This is a genomic window from Chryseobacterium urinae, from assembly GCF_030518295.1.
Taxonomy (GTDB): Bacteria; Bacteroidota; Bacteroidia; order Flavobacteriales; family Weeksellaceae; genus Chryseobacterium; species Chryseobacterium mucoviscidosis.
In genome coordinates, this window is the sequence record NZ_JAULSJ010000003.1 from 127,969 (window position 1) to 146,681 (window position 18,713).

Below are 18,713 nucleotides of genomic sequence, written 5' to 3' on the forward strand. Positions count from 1 at the left end.
TAATAGCTGTTTATCAATATATTCTGCATAAGTTTTTCTTAAAATCTTCAATTTAAAAGAATACTATGCTATTTAATTCTATTGGTTTTCTAATTTTTCTGCCAATCGTTTTTATACTTTATTGGTTTGTTTTTAATAAAAAGTACCAACATCAGAATGTACTTGTTCTGGTAGCAAGCTTCTATTTCTATGCCTGTTGGGACTGGAGATTTCTTTTTCTGCTGATGTTTTCTATCGGGCTGGATTTTGTTTCCGGTATTATGATCGAAAAAAGCAAAAGCAAAAAAGAATCCACATTTTGGTTAGCACTCAGTATTATTATAAATCTGGGTTTTTTAGGTTTTTTTAAATATTATAATTTTTTTGTAGAAAGTTTCTCTGAGCTATTGGGGAATTTTGGATTGCATGTAAATGTATGGCTGTTAAAGATCGTGCTTCCGGTAGGAATTTCTTTTTATACCTTTCACGGTCTTTCTTATGTTATTGATATTTATAAAAAGAGAATTTCTGCGGAACGGAATTTTATAGACTATGCTGTTTTTGTAAGTTATTTCCCATTATTGGTAGCGGGACCTATTGAAAGAGCAACGCATCTTTTACCACAGATTCAGAAAAAAAGGATATTTAATTATGAACAGGCTGCAGACGGAATGCGGCAAATTCTCTGGGGCTTTTTTAAGAAAATGGTTATTGCAGACAATTGTGCGCCTCTGGTAAATGAAATTTTCGCACATTATCACACCGAAAGTGCCAGTAATTTGGTTTTGGGAGCCATACTTTTTGCTTTTCAGATTTATGGTGATTTTTCGGGGTATTCTGATATTGCTCTTGGAGTTTCAAGACTTTTTGGAATAGAGCTTCTGAAGAATTTTGCTTTCCCTTACTTTTCAAGAGATATTGCAGAATTCTGGAGAAGGTGGCATATTTCGCTTTCTTCATGGTTCAGAGATTATCTTTATATTCCTTTAGGAGGGAGCAAGGGCGGACTGATAATGAAGATCCGCAATACTTTCATCATTTTTTTAGTCTCGGGTTTCTGGCATGGAGCCAACTGGACATTTATTATCTGGGGCGGATTGAATGCTTTGTATTTTATGCCTCTTTTACTGATGGAGAAAAACCGGCAAAATCTTGAAGTTGTTGCCATGGATAAATTTTTACCTTCTTTCAGGGAGATTTTTCAGATTTTAATTACCTTTTCTCTTACCTGTTTTGCATGGATTTTTTTCCGCGCGGCATCTGTTTCTGAGGCTGTTTCTTATATTGGGAAAATTTTTAATAAGACGATTTTTTCAGTTCCTACTCATTTTCCATATAAAGTAATGGCTCTTATTGGAATAATGCTTATTGTTGAATGGCTCAACAGAAGCCGCTTTCACGGTTTGGAAATTGAAAGATTTCATCCGTGGCTGAGAAGAGCTATGTACGCAGTGATTATTTTTATCATTTTCCGGTATGCTAATTTCGGGAATAATGAATTTATTTATTTTCAGTTTTAGTATGAAAAAATTTTTATTCAAATTATCATTTTATCTGGTAGGTTGTGCTGTCGTTTTGGCTGTTCTCGGATCTTTCGCAGATGGAAATACAGACGATAATTATATGCATTTCGCAGTAGAAAAGCCTGAAAATATTATTTTGGGAGATTCCAGAGCTTCTCAGGCTGTTCAGCCGGATATTTTAGAAGGTAAGCTTCATAAAAAGTTTGATAATTTCGCCATGAATGTCGTTCAGTCACCTTACGGAAAAGTTTATCTGGAAGCTCTAAAAAGAAAAATTAAACCGAATACAAAAAATGGTGTTTTTATACTGACTGTTGATCCCTGGAATTTATCTGTCAATAAATCATTTGATGAGTCTAAAGATTTTCCGGAAAAAGAAAATTCTCCATTAGGAAATATGTACAGCTATGATATGTCGCCTAATTACGAATATCTTTTAAAGAATTATCCAAGAAGCTGGTTTAAAATTTTTAGCGAAAGAGAAGAATCGGGAAGATCCAATACTTTTTTACATAAAAATGGATGGCTTGAAGTAAATGTAAGCATGGAAAAAGATTCTGTACAAAAAAGAGCAGAAGCCAAGCTGAAATTTTACAAAGAAGATCTTGCTAAAACACAGAAAATATCTGCAAAAAGAATTCAGGCACTGGAAGATATGATTACATTTCTAAAAGATAAAGGAAGTGTATATCTTGTAAGAATCCCTGCTTCGGGTGAAATTATGAATGTTGAAAACAGATATAGTCCTGATTTCAGTCAACGTATAGAAACTATTTCAAAAAGATATCATGTAGTGTACTTTGATTTTTCTTCAAAAGCTGAAGATTATATTTATACAGACGCAAACCATATGTACAAAGAATCCGGAAAAGTTTTTACCTCACAAATTGCGGATTCTATACTTTCGAATACAAAGCAGTTAAAATAAATATTCTCTGAAATTAATATTGTAAAGCCCAGAGCGGATACTTCTGTAATCTGTAAAAAGATATTTAATGATCATTCCCCATTTTTTCAGAGTGGGAGTCAGAGCAATTTCGTAGCTTCTGTGCATTCTTTTGATGTGTAATTTTACGTCTTCAGGAATAGTTTTTTCATTCCGTGCCCAATCGTTCACTTCTTTCCACAGCAGAACCCGCGTGATGGCAGGATTTACTTTTTTAGAATCTACAGCCGTAATTCTGTTGCTTTCATGAACGCCTCTCATGGCTATTGCTTGATCCAGAATTCCGGGATAAAGATCAAGATAATAAGACAGTCTGAACAAAAATTCTGTATCCTGATGAAGCCTTAAATGCGTTTTGAAAAAAGGATTGAGCTTTCTGACCATAGATTCTCTCCTGATCGTTAAACAATCGATACTGAAAAGCCCAAAGCTTCCTCTCATATTGAGCTGACCCGGAAAAACATCTCTGGGATCGTGCTTCTTATAAACGGTAGTTAAATTATCCTTAAAAAGGCTATAGTACTGTTCTTTTGCTTTTTCAGAATAGTAATGAACTCCTAAAGCACCGTAAACACCTTCTACTTTTGGATCTTTAAATAGTTCTTTTTCGGCGTCAAAACGGTTCGGCAGATAATAATCATCTGCATCCAGAAAAGCAATAAAATCTCCTGTTGCTTTTTCCAGACCTAAGTTTCTTGTTTTTCCTGCTCCGTGATTTCCTTTGTCGGGATGCTGAAACAGCTTTACCCGATCATATTTTTCAGCCAGTTTTTTACAGATTTCTAAGGCATTATCCGGAGATTGGTCTTCAATTAAAATAACCTCATATACTTCCTCAAACTGAAGAGCGGATTCCACAGCTTGGGTTACATATTTTTCGGCATTGTAAACGGGAGTTATGACGGAGATTTTCAATTTAGCTCTATGTTAATTGGTTTTATAATCCAGTTGTCCTGGAATACATTTGGAAAGTCACTTTTCTGAATGACTTTATTATGCACTCTGCTGTATATTTCAAATTTATTATCATTGAAAAAGTTGAAAAGATCATCAGGAGTGTAAGAGCCTTCTTCCGAAATCCATTGTCTGTCATATTCCAGAAAAATGACAGGTCTGTTTTTCAGAATGATTTCTTTATTTCCAAGAATTACAACAGCTTCATACCCTTCAACATCTATTTTCATGAGATGAAAATGAATTTCTCCAATTGTGTTTTCCAGTGTATCTGTTTTTACGGTTATTTTATTGGTATGCTCATTAGCTCTGTCTATAAAAGAACTTGCTCCGGCATGATCCTCAATAAAATTGAATTCCTTGGTTTCTTTTCTATTACTTATTCCTAAATTAAAAGTTTTTATGTTCTTAATATTATTTTTCGCAATACTTCTGTTAAACTGTTGATATACTTTGGGAATAGGCTCAAAGGCATATATTTCTTTGCAGTACGAGCTTAATATTAAACTGTGCTGACCGATGTTCGAACCTATGTCCAGCATTATTTTGCCTTTATCCAGCTCATTGTACATATCGTCGATAATGTCTTTTTCATAAATACCATTTTTAAAGATCATCAGGTCAACAAATCCGAATTGTCTGTTTAGAATTATTTTGGTTTCTTTTTCTCTATATTTTATGGTATATGTGGTAACGCTGTCGAGGTAAGAGATATTGAGTTTTCTTTTAACAAAATTGAAAACTCCTTCTTTAAATAGGACATTACTAAATTTTTTTACTGTATTCATGTTTATAATTTTATCGGATAAATTTTATACTTCTGTGTTCCGCCTGTAAATATATAAGTTTTTTCTCTTCAATGCTTTTATTAAGGCGTTTTACCAGAGCTTGCGGAGTGAGATAGTCGCTATAATAATCTAAAACATTTTTTCTCATTGCAGCAATTTCGTGTTCCTGTAAAGTGAAAATTTCCTGCTCAAGAATCTGTTCTAAATGATTAAGGTTTTCGAATACAATTGCATTTACTTTATGTTTAAGATTAGGATACATTACTTCTGCATATTCTCTTTGTATAAGAGGAATAGTTCCCACGGACATTGCTTCGATCACGTTATGACAAAGCGGCATTACGACTCCGGGACAACATAAATAAAAGTTGAAATAGGAGAGTAGTTCCCGGATATCCTCCATTTTTATGGGATAATTTTCCTTGATCGCGAAAACATATTTTTCATCTAAATTCTCATTTGAAGAGACGATATCATTTTTACCATGAATAGAAACAAAGTTCTCTTTTTTCTGAAAAAAATCTAAAAGCGCAACTCGTGTTTCCACTGTAAAAGCAGTTCTTTTGATATCCAAATAAGCTTTAGCATCAAAATTTCCATAGCAAAAAATAGAATTGAACCTTTTTCTGTCAGTATCCACTTTATGGTTCCATATTTCTTTATTATACATGAACGGATGAAAACTCATAGGAATATGAAAAGCATTTTCATCAATATTCTTATGCTCGAAATAAGTGAAAAAATAATCAGGACTGAACATTTTATCATTTATTTCAATACAATTTTCAGGAAGACCTTTTTTGTGAATGCTTAAAAAGTTTTTTTCCCGGACAATAAGTCCCAAATAGCGGTCTTTATTTCTCAGATTTCTAAATCTTGCAAAATTCATGGGATACACAATATGATATCCTGAAAGCTGGTAGAATTTAACCAGTAAATAAAAAAAGCGATGATAAAGATTCGGATTTTCAAAATTGATCAGCAATGTTTTGTCATTCTTCGGCGGATTGTAAAACTTTAATTTCACATAAGCCAGAGAATCGCTCACAAGTCTTTTGATCTGGTTAATTCTTTTATTCATCATGAGGATTGTTTAAAGCATGAAACCGATATCTTGTTTTCAGAAATTCCGGATTTTGAAGCGCTGTAATCAAAAATAAGAACCATTTTTTTAATCCCTTCTGATTCGCTATTTTGAAGCTGAAATAATCTAGTGCTATTTTTTTTGTATATTCTTTTTCTAAAGAATTCGCTTTACTCCATAAATAAACAGACTCATTGTAGAGTAAGCTGTTTTTATAAAATTTTGAAGAATAAGGTTTTATCTTTGTAATTCTGTTATCATCATGTATTCCTCTTATAGCAATCGCCTGATCGATAATTCCGGATTTTAAATAACATAGATATGCCAGTTTAAGGTTGAAATCAGAATCCTGATGTACTCGGAGATTTACATTAAAACGAAGATGAACTTTGTCTAAAGCAGATTTTCTTACTGTTAAAGCATTCAGATGAAAAAAAGAGCCAAATGTTTTTGAAGTTAAGCCCAACAAACCTCTGAAAACCTCTCTTCCTTCCGCAGGATAATTTACGGTGGTAAGATTAGATTCTTTAAATTTCTGCCGAAATTCCTGTTTGCCTTTTTCCGTTATGTATTCCACGCCAATTGCTCCAAAAACACCATCGATTTTAGAATCTTTGAAAATTTCTTTTTCCGCATCAAAACGGTTGGGAAGATAATAATCATCTGCATCCAGAAAAGCAATAAAATCGCCGGTTGATTTTTCAATTCCTAAATTTCTTGTCGCTCCTGCTCCATGATTTCCCTCATCGTAATGCCGGAATAATTTAATTCTGGAATTTTCTGAGGTTAGCTTTTTACAAATTTCTAAAGAATTGTCAGTAGAACAATCCTCTGCCAATATAATTTCTTTTACCTCATCAAATTGCAGAGCAGATTCTACGGATTTTCTCAAAAATCCGGAAGCGTTATAAACGGGGATGATCACAGAAATATTCAGGTTCATTCTTTTATTTCTAAAATGATACTTTCTTGATAAGATTGAGCAAACTCCTCAGGAATATCAAACGATTCCTGTTTTTCGGCTTCGTTCACATGTCTTCCTTCGATGGGAATTTTTTCAGTAGCTTTTCTTAAAAACCAGATGTATTCAATATCAATATGTCCGATATCAATAGTCCAGTAATTATCTTTAGCGAGATCATAAGCCAAAATGGTTGCTGTAGGACCTAAAGCTGCCAAGATAAGTCTGTCTTTTCCCAGTTGTGCTGCTGCTTCAAAAATTTTATCATAACATCTGAAGGCGTTTTTTTCTGGACAAATAATCCTTTTAAGAGAGGCTGCATTGTCAAACAGATCATTTCCTACTCCCAATCGGGAATACCTTCCTTCAATGATCAGTATATCTTTCTTATCCCATATTTTTTTTAAGGATTTGATGATATCTGCATTTCTTTTCTCGGATTTATCTTCATAACCAAGATAAAATCTGGTGATGAATGAATTTCCGTAGGTTTTGTTTTGATCTAAAAAAGGAGAAATTCTGGAACCGTAATTGTTAATGAATTTTTTCCACCAATATTTGGTAATAATATCAAATGAGCGTACCGTAACAAGTGGTTCAGGAAGACAAACCAAATGGTTTTTAAGGTCTGAACCTATCACTTCACGCATTTTTTCACGAATTCTCTCACTGTTTTCCTGAAATTCCAGTTCGTACTGCGGAAGCATCAATCTGAATTCTCCATCTCCAAACCTGCTTACGGAAAGTTTGTTTTTAATAATATCATCAATAGTATCTTTTATATTCAGAATACGGAAAGACGGAAAGTCTGCACGAAGCTTTCGGGTATTAAAAAGCCACTGATAATAATAGAAACGGGAAGTAATTCTTTTTTTCAGACTCATGATTACAAATATTTTTCGTTGTTATGAGCCCAAAGAGCCAGTTGCAGAAGACACCAGTGTTTATAATCTTTGGTCAGTAGATTCTGAGTCGCCTTGAAATCAATGTAATTAAAAATTTTCTGATTTGGATTTTTTAACAGTTCATCGGAAAAGCGGAGAAGGTTATCTTCTGTAAACCAGTTTTTAACATTCATCCCGAATCCTTGTTTATGTCGTTTTCTGATGGTTTCCGTCCAGTAAGAACCCATCGCTTTGCGAAGTATAATTTTATCGTTGTCATTATTAAGCTTAAGATTTTCCGGAAGCTGAATACAGAATTCTGCGAAATCCAGATCAAGAAACGGTGTTCTTACTTCTAAAGAATTTGCCATTGCCATTCTGTCGGATTTTACCATCATATTCGAAGGCACAAAATCCTCGATATCCAGTCGCATGATGTCATTTAATGAATCCGGATCAGGAATAAAGCTGTAAGGCTGCTCATAATCTGAATGCAGTCCTAAAGCCTGTCTTTCTTGCTTTGAGAAAGCTCTTCTTACATAGTTTTGGTGGAAGTCGAGAATATTTTTGTTTTCAATATTCTGTTGACTGATAAAAGAGATAGGTTTTATTTTCTGATATAGTTTTAATCCAAACTGGGCAATAATATTTTTGTAACTGAAATGATTTCTCAGTTTATTTTCAATGGTATAGAAGTTATAGCCGCCGAATAATTCATCTCCTACATCTCCAGAAAGGACAACGGTAAGATTTTTACGCGCATTTCTGCAGATTTCAAAATGCGGAATTGAAGAATAATCCGCAAAAGGTTCATCGAAAAAAGGAGAAGTTTTTAAAAGAGCCGTTACGAGATCTTCCTTTTTTTCGTGAACTTCAATATGATTGGTATTGTATTTATCGGCTATTTCTTTGGCATATTTCAGTTCGCTGTCTTCATGATCATAACCAAAGCTGATGGTTGTCTGTTTCGGTAAAAATTCGGCAACAAGTCCTACAATGGAAGAAGAATCTAAACCTCCACTCAGAAAACTTCCTACTTCAACATCGGCCACAAGCTGTTTTTTCACAGCATTCTTTAACAGATAAGTAAATTCTTCTTTAGCATCCGATAAACTGATGGTTCTGTCTTTTTTGGGAAGACTGTAATATCTTGAAACGGAGATATTGCCCTCTTTCCAGATCAGCTGATGAGCAGGAGGAAGCGCATGAATATTTTCGTAAATACTCTGATATGTACTTACATACCCATGCTGAAGGTAATGAGAAAGTGCCAGATTGCTTACTTTTGGACGGATAAGCCCTGAAGCGAGGATTGCTTTGATTTCTGAGGCAAAAATAAATTCATTATTGCTTCCAATTGCATAATAAAAAGGTTTTTCTCCAAAACGGTCTCTTGCACAGAACAGTTCCTGCTTTTCGTTGTCCCAAATGGCAAAAGCAAACATTCCCGGAAGATCATGGATGAGGTTTTCTTTTTTCCTCTGATACATGGCTAGAATTACCTCCGTATCTGAACTTCCACGATAAGGATATTCTGGATAATGTGCCTTAATATCCTGATAACCGTAGATTTCTCCGTTCAGTACGATGCACTCGTTTTTTGTAGAGGAAAACATGGGTTGTTTTCCGTTTTCAGAAAGATCAATAATAGAAAGTCTGCGATGTCCTAAAGCTGCATTTTCGTAAAATTCAAAATGAGAAGAATCCGGACCGCGATGCGCAATGGCATCGGTCATTTTTTTCAGTTCTTCCTGATAATTTCCGGCGTTGTTGGTAATGATTCCCGCTATTCCGCACATACCTTTTAATTTTAGTGGATCTTAATTATTTTTCGCAGTAGAAAATATCTTCATCAGGATTAAGACCAAATTTCTTATATTTTTCCGAAATATTTATTCTTTTTACTTTAAAACCAACACTTTCCAGCCTTGTAACATAATCCTGCCCATAAATTCTCACATGATCGAACTGCCCGAATAATTCTTCTCTTTTATTACGGTCGGTAATGGTAAAGTCTTCACGAGTTTGTTGGCTGTTTTTTGAAATCGGAACCTGTAGAAGAGCATGACCTCCCGGTTTTAATACTCTATGAAGTTCCTTCATCGCTTTCGTATCTTCAGGAATATGTTCCAGAACGTGGTTGCAGATCGCAAGATCAAAATGGTTATCTTCATAAGGAATGTCCATCACGTTCATGTTTTTTACATGGCTTGGATAATCATAACCTTTTGTAAATAGATCGCCGCAGATGTATTCCTTTAGATTTGATTTTAAAAATATATTTGAAAGCTTCGGTTCCGGAGCAATGTGAAGAATGCTGAAATTTTTGTTGTCTGTAACTTTCAGTTCTTCAATTAAAAATGCATATAAAAGTCTCTCTCTGTCTCTTGAATGGCATTTGTAGCAACCTGCTGCACGTCTTCCGCCGCCAATTACCTGTTTGTCTCTTAGTACTTTAAGATCATGTCCTACCACTTCCAGATCTTTAGAATCGTAACCGCAATAGGGACAGTGATAGGTGGAACCTGAATGGGAAAGTAGTTTTATTTTGTTTGCAATTTTATTTATCATTTTAAGTATTTTTAAATATTGAATATGGATTTACAGATTCAGAAATGAGGGCGATTTCTTTTCCACGATATTTCTGAGTTCAGTTAATTTTTTTTCCTCGGAAACGATTTTCTTATATTTTGATGCTAACTTCTGATAGTTATTTTTCTTTCCGGTAAACATATTTTTTAGCATACTTTGTTTGAGTGCTTTTTTCTCTGCCTTCAGAGAATTCGGAATAGAGGGATTCATGATGTTGGTTTCTATTCTGAGGTCTTCGTATTTTGTATAATCGACCTTAGACAGAGACTGTTTTCCGTCATGTACCACTTTGCTCTCCGGAACAAGTAACGTTTTCTTCTTGTGGAATAAAATGCGGTTTACATATTCTAGATCTTCGCCGTAATGAAAAAAATAAGGGTTGAATCCTCCTACCACGTCAATGGTTTCTTTGGGTAAAAACCAATGAGCAGCATTGATGAAGCTTATTTCGTAAAAGGGCTGTAAAGTCTGGAAATAGAGATCAGAGATCATTCTTGTTTCAAAATTGTGGGCAATATATTTATCAAGAAAAATATCCAGTTTATTTCCGGTTCCGTCGATATGCATCGGGCTCAGTATGCCTATTTCTTTTTTATCGGGATGGAGATGGTAAACATTCAGAAGTTTTTCCACACTGTCGTTAAAAATCCATGCATCCTGATTCATCAGATAAAAAAAATCAGCTCCCTTTTGATAAGCTTTTTCGATTCCTATATTGTTAGCTTTTCCAAATCCTAAGTTTTTTTCGGACTGAATCAATTCAACTTCGGGAAAATTGGACGTAATAAATTTTTGTGTGCCGTCTGTAGAACCATTGTCTACCACAATACAGTGAACAGGAACAGAAGACTGCCTTAAACTGGTAAAGCATTTTTCTGCCCATTTCATGGCATTGTAGGTAACAATAATAAAATAAATTTTAGGCATTTGTGTTCTGTTCTAAATATATTTGTCAGCTAAATTTTTTAAATAATTTTCAGCATCTGTTCCTTTAAAGAAATCATTGACTGATTCATCAAAATCAACTTTATAAAAATCTCCTTCATCTGATTCCTGATAATTTGCTTCTTTTTGAAGCTTATTCTGTATAGCTCCTACAATTTCCTTTAAATCATAATAATACGGATAGGCAAAGTTAATGGTTTGATTATTAACATTTGTACAGTTTGATTCTAAAAATTTCGTAATGTCATCAATATCCAGCAATAATCTTCTGGCTTTTTGGTGTAGCATAAAGTGATTGCCATGTATAATCTGACTTTTAAGGAAATTAAAAAGAGTATTGGGATTTCCGCCATTGCCAACAATATTACCGATTCTCAGGATGATATAGTTTTTACAGTGCTGTTTTATAAAATTTTCAATCTCCAGCTTATGAAGAACATATGGACTTTGCTGTTTGGAAAGATCATTCACGCTTAAAGTAGAAAAATAAAAAAGCTTATTTTCCTTATGTTGTATAATGCTGTTTTTTAGAAGAGAAAATTCTCTTTCAAACTCCGAGCTTCTTGTTTCGAGGGAATTTGAAACTCCGGAAGCAAAGTAAAGATGGTCTTCGGTATCGATATTTTTTAGTGATTTTGCAATGAGTCCGTTTCCTATGATCATTATGCTTTTATTTGCTAGCCTCTGAAAATTTTATTAAACACCCTTTTTGCTAAAGATGTTTTTGGGGAAAGATGCTGTTTTTTTCTCTGCTCATTCTCATTCCACGCATTTGTGTCTTTGTCGGAGTCTTTTCTCTGTACAAAAAGAGTATTGTGATTTTCTTTGAAAGCAATTGCTTCAGATTCAGGTCTGCCGTTGGAATAATAATATAATGCCAATGATTTACGGCTTCTTTCTTCAGGACAGTTCAGAGGATCCGGGTGGCCATGATAAGAATTTGATGTTGTTGAAAACATTGCCAATGTATTGAATTTAGGAGCAATTTTTGTTTCACATTTTGTCATATCTTGATTCCATAATTCAAAATGACCTCCGTATTCATCCTTCCATTCTTTATTAAGATATACTAAAACATTAACTCTTCTGTCTAATCCGTTAGTAGGATTTTTATTAAAATCGGCATGAACTTTTAAAAGTCCTCCTCTTTTTATTTCATGAAGTCCCCCTCCGGAAAAATAGGGATCACCGTATAAAATTTCATTTATTCCAGTAACCTTATTTACAAAATTTAAAAAAGGTTCCGAATTTAGAAAATACATTAATTCTCTTGTTTTTGGGCCAAAAGATTTTTCGCCTTTACCTGCAAATTTTTTCTGTAAAGGATCATTAAAGCTGATTGCATCTTGTTTTGATAAGTCCGGAAATTCGCTCAAAACCTCTTCTAATAGCTCAGGATTAAAAAAGTTTTCAAATGAAATACTTGGAAAAGGAATCCCGTTTTTATATTTTTCAGAATTTTCTTCTGCAAATTTTAACAAGTCTTGATTGTGGGAGTTTAAAAATTTATTCATTATAGTGGTTTTTATGATTTTTATTGATATCTGAAGAATATAGTATGTAATTGAAATATTTTTTTAAAATTACATAATGACCAGCAATAGTTAAATATTTAAAAGGATAAAATTTAAGAGTTTGTAATATTGTTTTTTTTGTTATTGGATAATACATAAAATAACGGGTTAAAAAACCTAGAAAAGCATTTAATTCGGTCTTCGACTTTTTTTTATGAAATTTAGATCCTAACGTTTGTCTTATTTTTATATTTGTATCAAACCATTCTTTATTTAAGTTTCCCATTGAAAAATGCTCAATTAAGATATCATTAATCACATAGTTTTGTAGCTTTTTAGAGATGCGTAGACTTATATCTAAATCGTAACCGTGAAATCCTCCCAAGTCTTCGTTGAATTTATAATTTCTAAAAACACTTCTTTTTACAGCTAAAAATACTCCGTCTACACCAAAAACTTCATTCATGTTTTTTTTTGTCGTCTGAGTATGTCTGGGAATGGGATTTTCTTTCGTGCTTTCAAGTATATTGGTTTCCTGATATTCTTCTGATACAGTCCAGCTTGAAGGAGCGGTAGGAACATATGATGATCCTGATATACCTATAATTCCAACACCAGGTTTGTTTAAATGTTTTAATAATCTTTCTCCCCAGTTATGAGTATGAAATATAAGATCTTCATGAATAAAAAGAAGATTTTCATATCTTGCTTTTTCCGCTCCCGAATTGTATGCTTCTGTAATGCTCATCACATTCGGATTCCATATCTGGATAATTTCATATTGAAAATTTTCTCCGATCGTTTCACGAATATTTTCAGTGAGCTGATCAAAGTAGTACTTCTGATAGGATGAAATGATGATGGAGAGCATTCTAGGAGAACTTTATAATTAGTTTAAATAATATTCTGTTGATGAAATTTTTATTTACTTTTTCGTTATAAAAATCTAAGTTATTTTTTAAATTTTCCTGCAGATGAAAATTTTCAATAGCATTTTTATTTTTTGGCAGGTATTTTTTAAGATGCTTTTTATAAATATAGTTTAGAGAAAAGTCTATTTTATTTTTATCCTGATTAATTGCAATATCCATAGATTCTTCTTTTCGTCTATAAAAAAAGCCTAAGTAATCCAAACATAACACTTTTTTGCTCCCATCCAATATAGACAGCCAAAAGTCCCAATCTTCTTTTCCGTAGATCAAATGAATGTCATACCCATTTACGATTTTCCAATCTTCTTTTTTAAAAAATGCGGAACAGAATATTAAGTTTTCTACCAGTAAATGTTGATATTGGTAGCTTGGTAATTTCCATGGATGATTTACTTTATCAAAAAACTCAGCTTTACAATAGATTACGGTATATGCGTCATTAAATTTTTGTGAAGCCAGTTCCAAATACTGATTTCCGATTTTATCATCGGAATCTAAAGGAAGAATCCATTTTCCTTTTGCTATCTCAATTCCCGCATTTCTTGCTGAAGAAAGACCTCCGTTTTTCTTATGTAGATAAATAAAGCGATTATCTTTTTCTATCCATTTTTTAGATACTGCTTCTGTATGATCTGGTGAACCATCGTTAACGATGATACATTCCCAATCCTGAAAAGTCTGATCCAGAACCGATTGCAGACATTCATCAAGATATTCTGCCTGATTGTAACACGGAACAATGATGGAAATTATAGGAATCATTTTAGATAATTTTATTCAAAAGCTTATAAAGAGGTCTCGGAATTTTATTTTTTAAAGCAAAATTAAGCCTTTTAAGGTGATAGGGATAATTGTTATATGCCTGAAGATATTCCTGAGAAAATTTTTCTCCATTAAGATACAGTTTTTGTGTTTTGCTGTTAATCTTTTGTTTTACGGCTCCATCTTCATCAAAAAGCATTTGAAGCAAAAGGGTTTCCTTTTCAATTCTTTCTTTTGCTGATGATGAAAGGTTGGTTGTATGTGTTCTATAATAAGCTAATTTTTTTGGGATATATGCAATATAATAGAGAGCATTAATTTTCAGCCATCTGAAATAATCTTCAATTAATAAATCTGATTTATATTTGCCTGTTTCAACTAAGACATCTTTTCGCATTAAAACAGTAAGAGCAGCAATTCGGTTGTTTTTAATTAATTCTTTTCGGAATAAATCTTTATCAATATTTCCTAATGTATTGTAATCTGCAAGATTTTCTGTAATTTCTGATTCTTCATTTACGAAATAAGTGTCTGTGAATACCATTCCATAGTCATCTCCCAGTCGTTCAAGCTCTTTAACAGATTTTTCAATGGCTTCAGGATGAAGATAATCGTCTGCAGCAATCACTTTTACAAACTCCCCTTTTACAGATTCTATACATTCATTAAGCATTGTTGCCAAACCTGTATTTTTTTGATGAAAATTTTTTTCAGCAGGATAATTATTTTCACTAAGCCAGTTCTCAAAAACTTTTACGGAATTGTCTTTTGAAGCATCATCAGCTACAATAAGCTGTATATTTTTATAGGTCTGATTTTTTATGCTATCAAGATTTTCCTCAATATATTTTGAATGATTATAACTGCAAACTATAATACTTACTAAACCTTTTTTTTCCAAATCAAATAATGTTTTATAATTCTTATTTTATCCTTTTGCCTGATTTTAAAAGAATGTAATATAAAAACCGAGGGAGATTATTTCTTAAAGCAAATGATAATCTTTTTACTCTGAAAGGATACTCTAAATATTGATTTCTTATAAGTTCCGAAATCTTTTCACCGTTTCGGTATTTTGTGGAAAGATATTGAAATAGTTGAGTTTTGTTAACTCCTGTTTTGTCGTACTTCATTCTGATATAGAGATCTTCTTCCATCATCCTTTCATGTCTGGTTCCTGTAATGCTTGTCGGGAGAACTCTGTAGTAAGCAAGTTTTTTATTAATAAAACAAATTTTCTTTATTTCATTTATTTTAAGCCAGCGGTCATGATCTTCAAGAATCAGAGAAGGATTATATTTTCCGGTTTCTAGCAGTGTCTCTTTTCTCATCAGGACAGTAGGAGCAACAATACAGTTGTACTTTACCAACTGATCGTCTTTTAATGAATTATCAGGATTAAAGAAGTCTTTATTCTCATAATTCAGAAAAAAATCCACGGGTTTATTATCATCATCAATAGTCCAGAAATCCGTAAATACCATTCCAAAGTCTTCACCAGAATTTTCTAAAGCATTTACGCACGATTCTATTGATTCTGGGTGAAGATAATCGTCTGCGGCAATTATTTTTATGTATTTTCCTTCTGCAAGTTCAATACACTCGTTTAACATTGTTGCTAAACCTGTATTTTCTGTATGAAAATTAGTAACAGCAGTATAAATATTATCTTTCAGCCAATTGCTAAAAACTTCCACAGAATTATCAGAAGATGCGTCGTCTCCCACAATAAGCTGTATATTTTTATACGTTTGGTTTTTTATACTGTCAAGGTTTTCCTGAATGTACTTTGAATGATTATAGGAAACTACAATAACTGTTACTAAAGGATTTTCCATTGTCTTATTTAAATTCTTTTTACTCTAATTGCTCTTTCGCTCCTTCAATACCTAATAAACTCTGTACTTTTTTTCCTTGATCGTCTAAGGAATAGATCAATTCTTTCTTATTATCCTTTACAAGATAAATTTCTGAAGGAACAATGTTGGCATTATCAATGTTTTCAGGAATAACTAATTTCAAAGTGTAGCCGTCCAAAAACTTTTCATTAAGAAATTCAGGTTTAATATGTATTGTAGGATTTAACGTATCTACAGATACTCTGTTTAATTTTGTAGCTACAAGTTGAGAATGTATTGGGCTTAATCCAATACGGAAAAGTTTATGCTTTCTGATATATTGAAATCCATTTTCTTCTAATGTAACAGGGTTGTGATAAACCATCTTTTCAAGATGTTTTAAAAGCCCTTTTGAATGATAAATAGTTCCATCTACAGAAAAAGGATAAGTCCAGTGATGGATATTTGTTTCAGCGTAATAATCCCATTCATAATAACCGTTTTTCTTTACCAGAAAATTAGGCTGCCCTTCAAGATTTTCTCCTACATATAATCTGTAAGATGCATTTTCCGGATTATTGCGGATAATATGGTAAACTTCATCAGATATAATAACATCCTGATAAAAAACACCGTCATCTGTATTAAACATTACAAATTCGCAACCACTCTCACAAATTATTTTCTGAAGTAACCCTTTAAAATTATCTCCGTTTTTGTTAAAAAGATTTCTTTCTTTAAAAAAGTTCCAGTCATTTTTTGAACGTACAGCTTTGAAATATGAAGAATCAAAAAGTACATTTTTTCTTTCCATAAAAGAAATACCCCTACTTTCATATTTTTCTTTAAGTAAATCATAGCCCTTTTTATGAGTTCCTGTAGTATGATATAGAATTACTACTTTAGAATCTTCTTTAAAGCATTCTAATACAGATTGTATTAAATAATCCAGCTGAACTGCACGATTATAGGAAAAAATTACATTAAGTATCATTTGCTGAATGAATTTAAGGTTTCTATTACTTTTGTAATCTCATCCTCCGCCATTAGAGGAGAGATAGGTAAGCTTAATACTTCATGATGAATTTTCTCTGTAATCGGCAATTGCAGATTCTTGATTCCGGAGTAAGCTTCCTGATGATGAGGTGGGATAGGATAATGAATTAAAGTCTGTATCCCATGTTCATTAAGATATTCCTGAAGTTCATCTCTTTTTTCGGTTCTGATTACAAAAAGATGATAAACATGACTGTTTTCTTCAATTTTATGATGAGGCAGTATAATTGCCGGATTGGCTATTTCGGCAAGATAGCGATTGGCAATCTCTTTTCTTCTGTTGTTTTCCGCATCCAGATATTTAAGTTTTACAGAAAGCACAGCAGCCTGAATTTCGTCTAATCTTGAATTATATCCCTGATACTGATTCACATATTTTTTCTGAGAACCATAGTTGGCCAAAGCTCTTATACATTTTGCAAGAGATTCATCATGGCAGGAAACTGCTCCACCATCGCCTAAAGCACCTAAGTTTTTTCCGGGATAAAAGCTGAATCCTGCTGCATCGCCTAAACTTCCTGATTTTTTTCCTTTCCAGACAGCTCCGATAGCCTGTGCATTATCTTCTACAATTTTCAGATTGTATTTCTTGGCAAGAGTTTTTACATCTTCGGAGAAAATTATGCTTCCATATAAATGAACCAAAAGGATAGCTTTGGTTTTTGAAGAGATTTTTTCTTCTATTTTATGAATATCAATATTATATGTTTCAATATCAGGTTCTACCAAAACCGGAACCAGTTTATTGTCTGTGATCGCAAGAAGTGATGCAATGTATGTATTCGCAGGAACCAAAACTTCATCTCCTTCCTTCATGACTCCCAATTCTATATATGCACGAAAAATCAGTCTTAAAGCGTCCAGACCGTTAGCGACACCTATTGCATGAGGAACATTGCAATAGGCAGAAAGCTGTTCTTCAAAAGTCTTCACTTTATCTCCCAGCAAATACCATCCGGAACGGAAAGTTTCCAGTAGGGCTTGCTCAATTTCCTGCTGATGAGCAAGATTTATTTTTTGTAAATCAAGAAATTTAATCATTGTTATTTTTCTTTAAAAATTTTGCGGGATTTCCCACCCATATTTCATTATCGGGAATGCTTTTTGTTACCACACTTCCGGCTCCTACAAGAGAATTTTCCCCGATCGTTATTCCTGCTAATAGGGTTGCATTTGCTCCAATGGAAGCACCCTTTTTTACCAGAGTTTTTATAAGTTTAAATTCTTTATTTTTTGATTTTGGAAAGAGGTCATTCGTAAAAGTTACGTTGGGCCCAATAAAAACATGGTCTTCAAGGGTAACCCCATCCCAGATTTGTACACCGGGTTTTATGGTAACATGGTCCCCAATTACAACTTCATTTTCTATGAGTACCTGACAGTTTATGTTACAGCCTTTGCCAATAACAGCGTTTTTTAACACTACACAAAATTGCCAGATTGTAGTACCTTCACCAATATTTTGAGTTTGTACGTCAGCTAAAGAATGTATCACCTGTTATAATTTTTAAATTCTTCAAAATCCCTAAAATAGTCTTTCTCATCATACAATTCTGAAGCAAGACATAGCAAAACGGCACTATGACTGAATTTTATATCTCTCCAGATCAGTTTTGGAATGTATAATCCTTTAGAAGGTGCGTCTAGTATAAAAGTTTCTTTATTTCCTTCCATATCTAATGTATTAAACTCTATAGTTCCGGAAACTGCAAAGATAATCTGCTGAAGCTCTTTGTGTGCGTGTCCTCCGCGAATAACATCCTGTGGCGTGTAGTACGTCCAGTAGACTCTTTTTATTTCAAAAGGAATATTTTTTTGTTCTTCAGCTACAGTAATATATCCTAAATCCTGAGAACCTATTTTAGAGAAGTTTATAATACGAGGAGTATCCATTAATGGCAAATATTATTTAATAATTCTTGTAAATGTATAAAAATTATTAACTGTTAAATTTA

Annotated in this window: 20 protein-coding genes; 2 read left to right on the forward strand and 18 right to left on the reverse strand. The window is 33.2% G+C overall.

The genetic code is table 11. From position 1 onward, the window contains the following. Nucleotides 1-65: 65 nt before the first annotated feature. The gene (locus QWT87_RS03010; protein WP_302713474.1) at nucleotides 66-1,499 is read left to right on the forward strand and encodes an MBOAT family O-acyltransferase; all 1,434 of its coding nucleotides are present in this window, start codon (nucleotides 66-68) and stop codon (nucleotides 1,497-1,499) included. A gap of 1 nt (nucleotide 1,500) precedes the next feature. Beyond that, complete coding sequence (locus QWT87_RS03015) at nucleotides 1,501-2,430, forward strand: hypothetical protein (protein WP_302713476.1); 930 nt, start codon at nucleotides 1,501-1,503, stop codon at nucleotides 2,428-2,430. Here the strand turns inward: QWT87_RS03015 and QWT87_RS03020 are convergent. From QWT87_RS03020 to QWT87_RS03105, 18 genes are read right to left on the reverse strand one after another with little or no spacing between them, the layout of a single operon-like run. After that, the gene (locus QWT87_RS03020) at nucleotides 2,422-3,363 is read right to left on the reverse strand and encodes a glycosyltransferase (protein ID WP_116097336.1); all 942 of its coding nucleotides are present in this window, start codon (nucleotides 3,361-3,363) and stop codon (nucleotides 2,422-2,424) included. The genes QWT87_RS03015 and QWT87_RS03020 overlap by 9 nt on opposite strands. After that, nucleotides 3,360-4,190, reverse strand: a complete 831-nt coding sequence (locus QWT87_RS03025) for an FkbM family methyltransferase (RefSeq protein WP_302713480.1) — start codon at nucleotides 4,188-4,190, stop codon at nucleotides 3,360-3,362. Before QWT87_RS03025 ends, QWT87_RS03020 begins: the two co-directional genes overlap by 4 nt. A 10-nt stretch (nucleotides 4,191-4,200) precedes the next feature. Continuing rightward, on the reverse strand, nucleotides 4,201-5,274 hold the full coding sequence (locus tag QWT87_RS03030) for a hypothetical protein (RefSeq protein ID WP_302713482.1): 1,074 nt from the start codon (nucleotides 5,272-5,274) through the stop codon (nucleotides 4,201-4,203). Beyond that, nucleotides 5,264-6,217, reverse strand: coding sequence for a glycosyltransferase family 2 protein (locus QWT87_RS03035; RefSeq protein ID WP_302713484.1), 954 nt, complete (start codon nucleotides 6,215-6,217; stop codon nucleotides 5,264-5,266). The genes QWT87_RS03030 and QWT87_RS03035 overlap by 11 nt, the downstream gene beginning before the upstream one ends. Next, nucleotides 6,214-7,119, reverse strand: coding sequence for a GT-D fold domain-containing glycosyltransferase (locus tag QWT87_RS03040; protein WP_302713486.1), 906 nt, complete (start codon nucleotides 7,117-7,119; stop codon nucleotides 6,214-6,216). The genes QWT87_RS03035 and QWT87_RS03040 overlap by 4 nt, the downstream gene beginning before the upstream one ends. 2 nt (nucleotides 7,120-7,121) lie before the next feature. Continuing rightward, nucleotides 7,122-8,918 (reverse strand): asparagine synthase (glutamine-hydrolyzing), encoded by a 1,797-nt coding sequence (gene asnB, locus QWT87_RS03045; protein ID WP_302713488.1) that lies wholly within the window; start codon nucleotides 8,916-8,918, stop codon nucleotides 7,122-7,124. Between the two features lie 25 nt (nucleotides 8,919-8,943). Continuing rightward, nucleotides 8,944-9,690, reverse strand: coding sequence for a class I SAM-dependent methyltransferase (locus QWT87_RS03050; RefSeq protein WP_302713490.1), 747 nt, complete (start codon nucleotides 9,688-9,690; stop codon nucleotides 8,944-8,946). Nucleotides 9,691-9,720: 30 nt separating this feature from the next. Next, nucleotides 9,721-10,638, reverse strand: coding sequence for a glycosyltransferase family 2 protein (locus QWT87_RS03055; RefSeq protein WP_302713492.1), 918 nt, complete (start codon nucleotides 10,636-10,638; stop codon nucleotides 9,721-9,723). A 12-nt stretch (nucleotides 10,639-10,650) separates the two neighbouring features. Next, the gene (locus QWT87_RS03060; RefSeq protein WP_302713494.1) at nucleotides 10,651-11,319 is read right to left on the reverse strand and encodes an NAD-dependent epimerase/dehydratase family protein; all 669 of its coding nucleotides are present in this window, start codon (nucleotides 11,317-11,319) and stop codon (nucleotides 10,651-10,653) included. 14 nt (nucleotides 11,320-11,333) lie between these two features. Continuing rightward, nucleotides 11,334-12,170: a 2OG-Fe(II) oxygenase gene (locus QWT87_RS03065; RefSeq protein ID WP_087708755.1), complete on the reverse strand. Its 837-nt coding sequence runs from the start codon at nucleotides 12,168-12,170 to the stop codon at nucleotides 11,334-11,336. Then, on the reverse strand, nucleotides 12,163-13,041 hold the full coding sequence (locus tag QWT87_RS03070; RefSeq protein WP_302713497.1) for a glycosyltransferase: 879 nt from the start codon (nucleotides 13,039-13,041) through the stop codon (nucleotides 12,163-12,165). Before QWT87_RS03070 ends, QWT87_RS03065 begins: the two co-directional genes overlap by 8 nt. 1 nt (nucleotide 13,042) lies before the next feature. Beyond that, nucleotides 13,043-13,864 carry a glycosyltransferase family 2 protein gene (locus tag QWT87_RS03075; protein WP_302713499.1) on the reverse strand — a complete coding sequence of 274 codons (822 nt, stop codon included), beginning with the start codon at nucleotides 13,862-13,864 and terminating at the stop codon, nucleotides 13,043-13,045. Nucleotide 13,865: 1 nt separating this feature from the next. Then, on the reverse strand, nucleotides 13,866-14,765 hold the full coding sequence (locus tag QWT87_RS03080; RefSeq protein ID WP_302713501.1) for a glycosyltransferase family 2 protein: 900 nt from the start codon (nucleotides 14,763-14,765) through the stop codon (nucleotides 13,866-13,868). Nucleotides 14,766-14,787: 22 nt separating this feature from the next. After that, nucleotides 14,788-15,702, reverse strand: a complete 915-nt coding sequence (locus QWT87_RS03085) for a glycosyltransferase family 2 protein (protein ID WP_302713503.1) — start codon at nucleotides 15,700-15,702, stop codon at nucleotides 14,788-14,790. A gap of 19 nt (nucleotides 15,703-15,721) precedes the next feature. Then, nucleotides 15,722-16,696 (reverse strand): hypothetical protein, encoded by a 975-nt coding sequence (locus QWT87_RS03090; protein ID WP_302713505.1) that lies wholly within the window; start codon nucleotides 16,694-16,696, stop codon nucleotides 15,722-15,724. Next, entirely contained in the window at nucleotides 16,693-17,799 is a 1,107-nt protein-coding gene (locus QWT87_RS03095) for a DegT/DnrJ/EryC1/StrS family aminotransferase (RefSeq protein ID WP_302713507.1), read from the reverse strand. The genes QWT87_RS03090 and QWT87_RS03095 overlap by 4 nt, the downstream gene beginning before the upstream one ends. Then, on the reverse strand, nucleotides 17,792-18,253 hold the full coding sequence (locus QWT87_RS03100; protein ID WP_302713509.1) for an acyltransferase: 462 nt from the start codon (nucleotides 18,251-18,253) through the stop codon (nucleotides 17,792-17,794). Before QWT87_RS03100 ends, QWT87_RS03095 begins: the two co-directional genes overlap by 8 nt. Continuing rightward, a complete protein-coding gene (locus tag QWT87_RS03105) occupies nucleotides 18,250-18,651 on the reverse strand; it encodes a sugar 3,4-ketoisomerase (RefSeq protein WP_302713511.1) in 402 nt (133 codons plus the stop codon). Before QWT87_RS03105 ends, QWT87_RS03100 begins: the two co-directional genes overlap by 4 nt. Between the last annotated feature and the right edge of the window lie 62 nt (nucleotides 18,652-18,713).

What these genes read in the sequence shown, in the direction of transcription:
- QWT87_RS03010 (WP_302713474.1), top strand. Translation starts at nt 66, where the DNA reads ATGCTATTTAATTCTATTGGTTTTCTAATTTTTCTGCCAATCGTTTTT.
- QWT87_RS03055 (WP_302713492.1), bottom strand. Translation starts at nt 10,638, where the DNA reads ATGCCTAAAATTTATTTTATTATTGTTACCTACAATGCCATGAAATGG.
- QWT87_RS03085 (WP_302713503.1), bottom strand. Translation starts at nt 15,702, where the DNA reads ATGGAAAATCCTTTAGTAACAGTTATTGTAGTTTCCTATAATCATTCA.
- QWT87_RS03070 (WP_302713497.1), bottom strand. Translation starts at nt 13,041, where the DNA reads ATGCTCTCCATCATCATTTCATCCTATCAGAAGTACTACTTTGATCAG.
- QWT87_RS03090 (WP_302713505.1), bottom strand. Translation starts at nt 16,696, where the DNA reads ATGATACTTAATGTAATTTTTTCCTATAATCGTGCAGTTCAGCTGGAT.
- QWT87_RS03035 (WP_302713484.1), bottom strand. Translation starts at nt 6,217, where the DNA reads ATGAACCTGAATATTTCTGTGATCATCCCCGTTTATAACGCTTCCGGA.
- QWT87_RS03015 (WP_302713476.1), top strand. Translation starts at nt 1,501, where the DNA reads ATGAAAAAATTTTTATTCAAATTATCATTTTATCTGGTAGGTTGTGCT.
- QWT87_RS03105 (WP_302713511.1), bottom strand. Translation starts at nt 18,651, where the DNA reads ATGGATACTCCTCGTATTATAAACTTCTCTAAAATAGGTTCTCAGGAT.
- QWT87_RS03050 (WP_302713490.1), bottom strand. Translation starts at nt 9,690, where the DNA reads ATGATAAATAAAATTGCAAACAAAATAAAACTACTTTCCCATTCAGGT.
- QWT87_RS03060 (WP_302713494.1), bottom strand. Translation starts at nt 11,319, where the DNA reads ATGATCATAGGAAACGGACTCATTGCAAAATCACTAAAAAATATCGAT.
- asnB (WP_302713488.1), bottom strand. Translation starts at nt 8,918, where the DNA reads ATGTGCGGAATAGCGGGAATCATTACCAACAACGCCGGAAATTATCAG.
- QWT87_RS03030 (WP_302713482.1), bottom strand. Translation starts at nt 5,274, where the DNA reads ATGATGAATAAAAGAATTAACCAGATCAAAAGACTTGTGAGCGATTCT.
- QWT87_RS03040 (WP_302713486.1), bottom strand. Translation starts at nt 7,119, where the DNA reads ATGAGTCTGAAAAAAAGAATTACTTCCCGTTTCTATTATTATCAGTGG.
- QWT87_RS03095 (WP_302713507.1), bottom strand. Translation starts at nt 17,799, where the DNA reads ATGATTAAATTTCTTGATTTACAAAAAATAAATCTTGCTCATCAGCAG.
- QWT87_RS03025 (WP_302713480.1), bottom strand. Translation starts at nt 4,190, where the DNA reads ATGAATACAGTAAAAAAATTTAGTAATGTCCTATTTAAAGAAGGAGTT.
- QWT87_RS03075 (WP_302713499.1), bottom strand. Translation starts at nt 13,864, where the DNA reads ATGATTCCTATAATTTCCATCATTGTTCCGTGTTACAATCAGGCAGAA.
- QWT87_RS03065 (WP_087708755.1), bottom strand. Translation starts at nt 12,170, where the DNA reads ATGAATAAATTTTTAAACTCCCACAATCAAGACTTGTTAAAATTTGCA.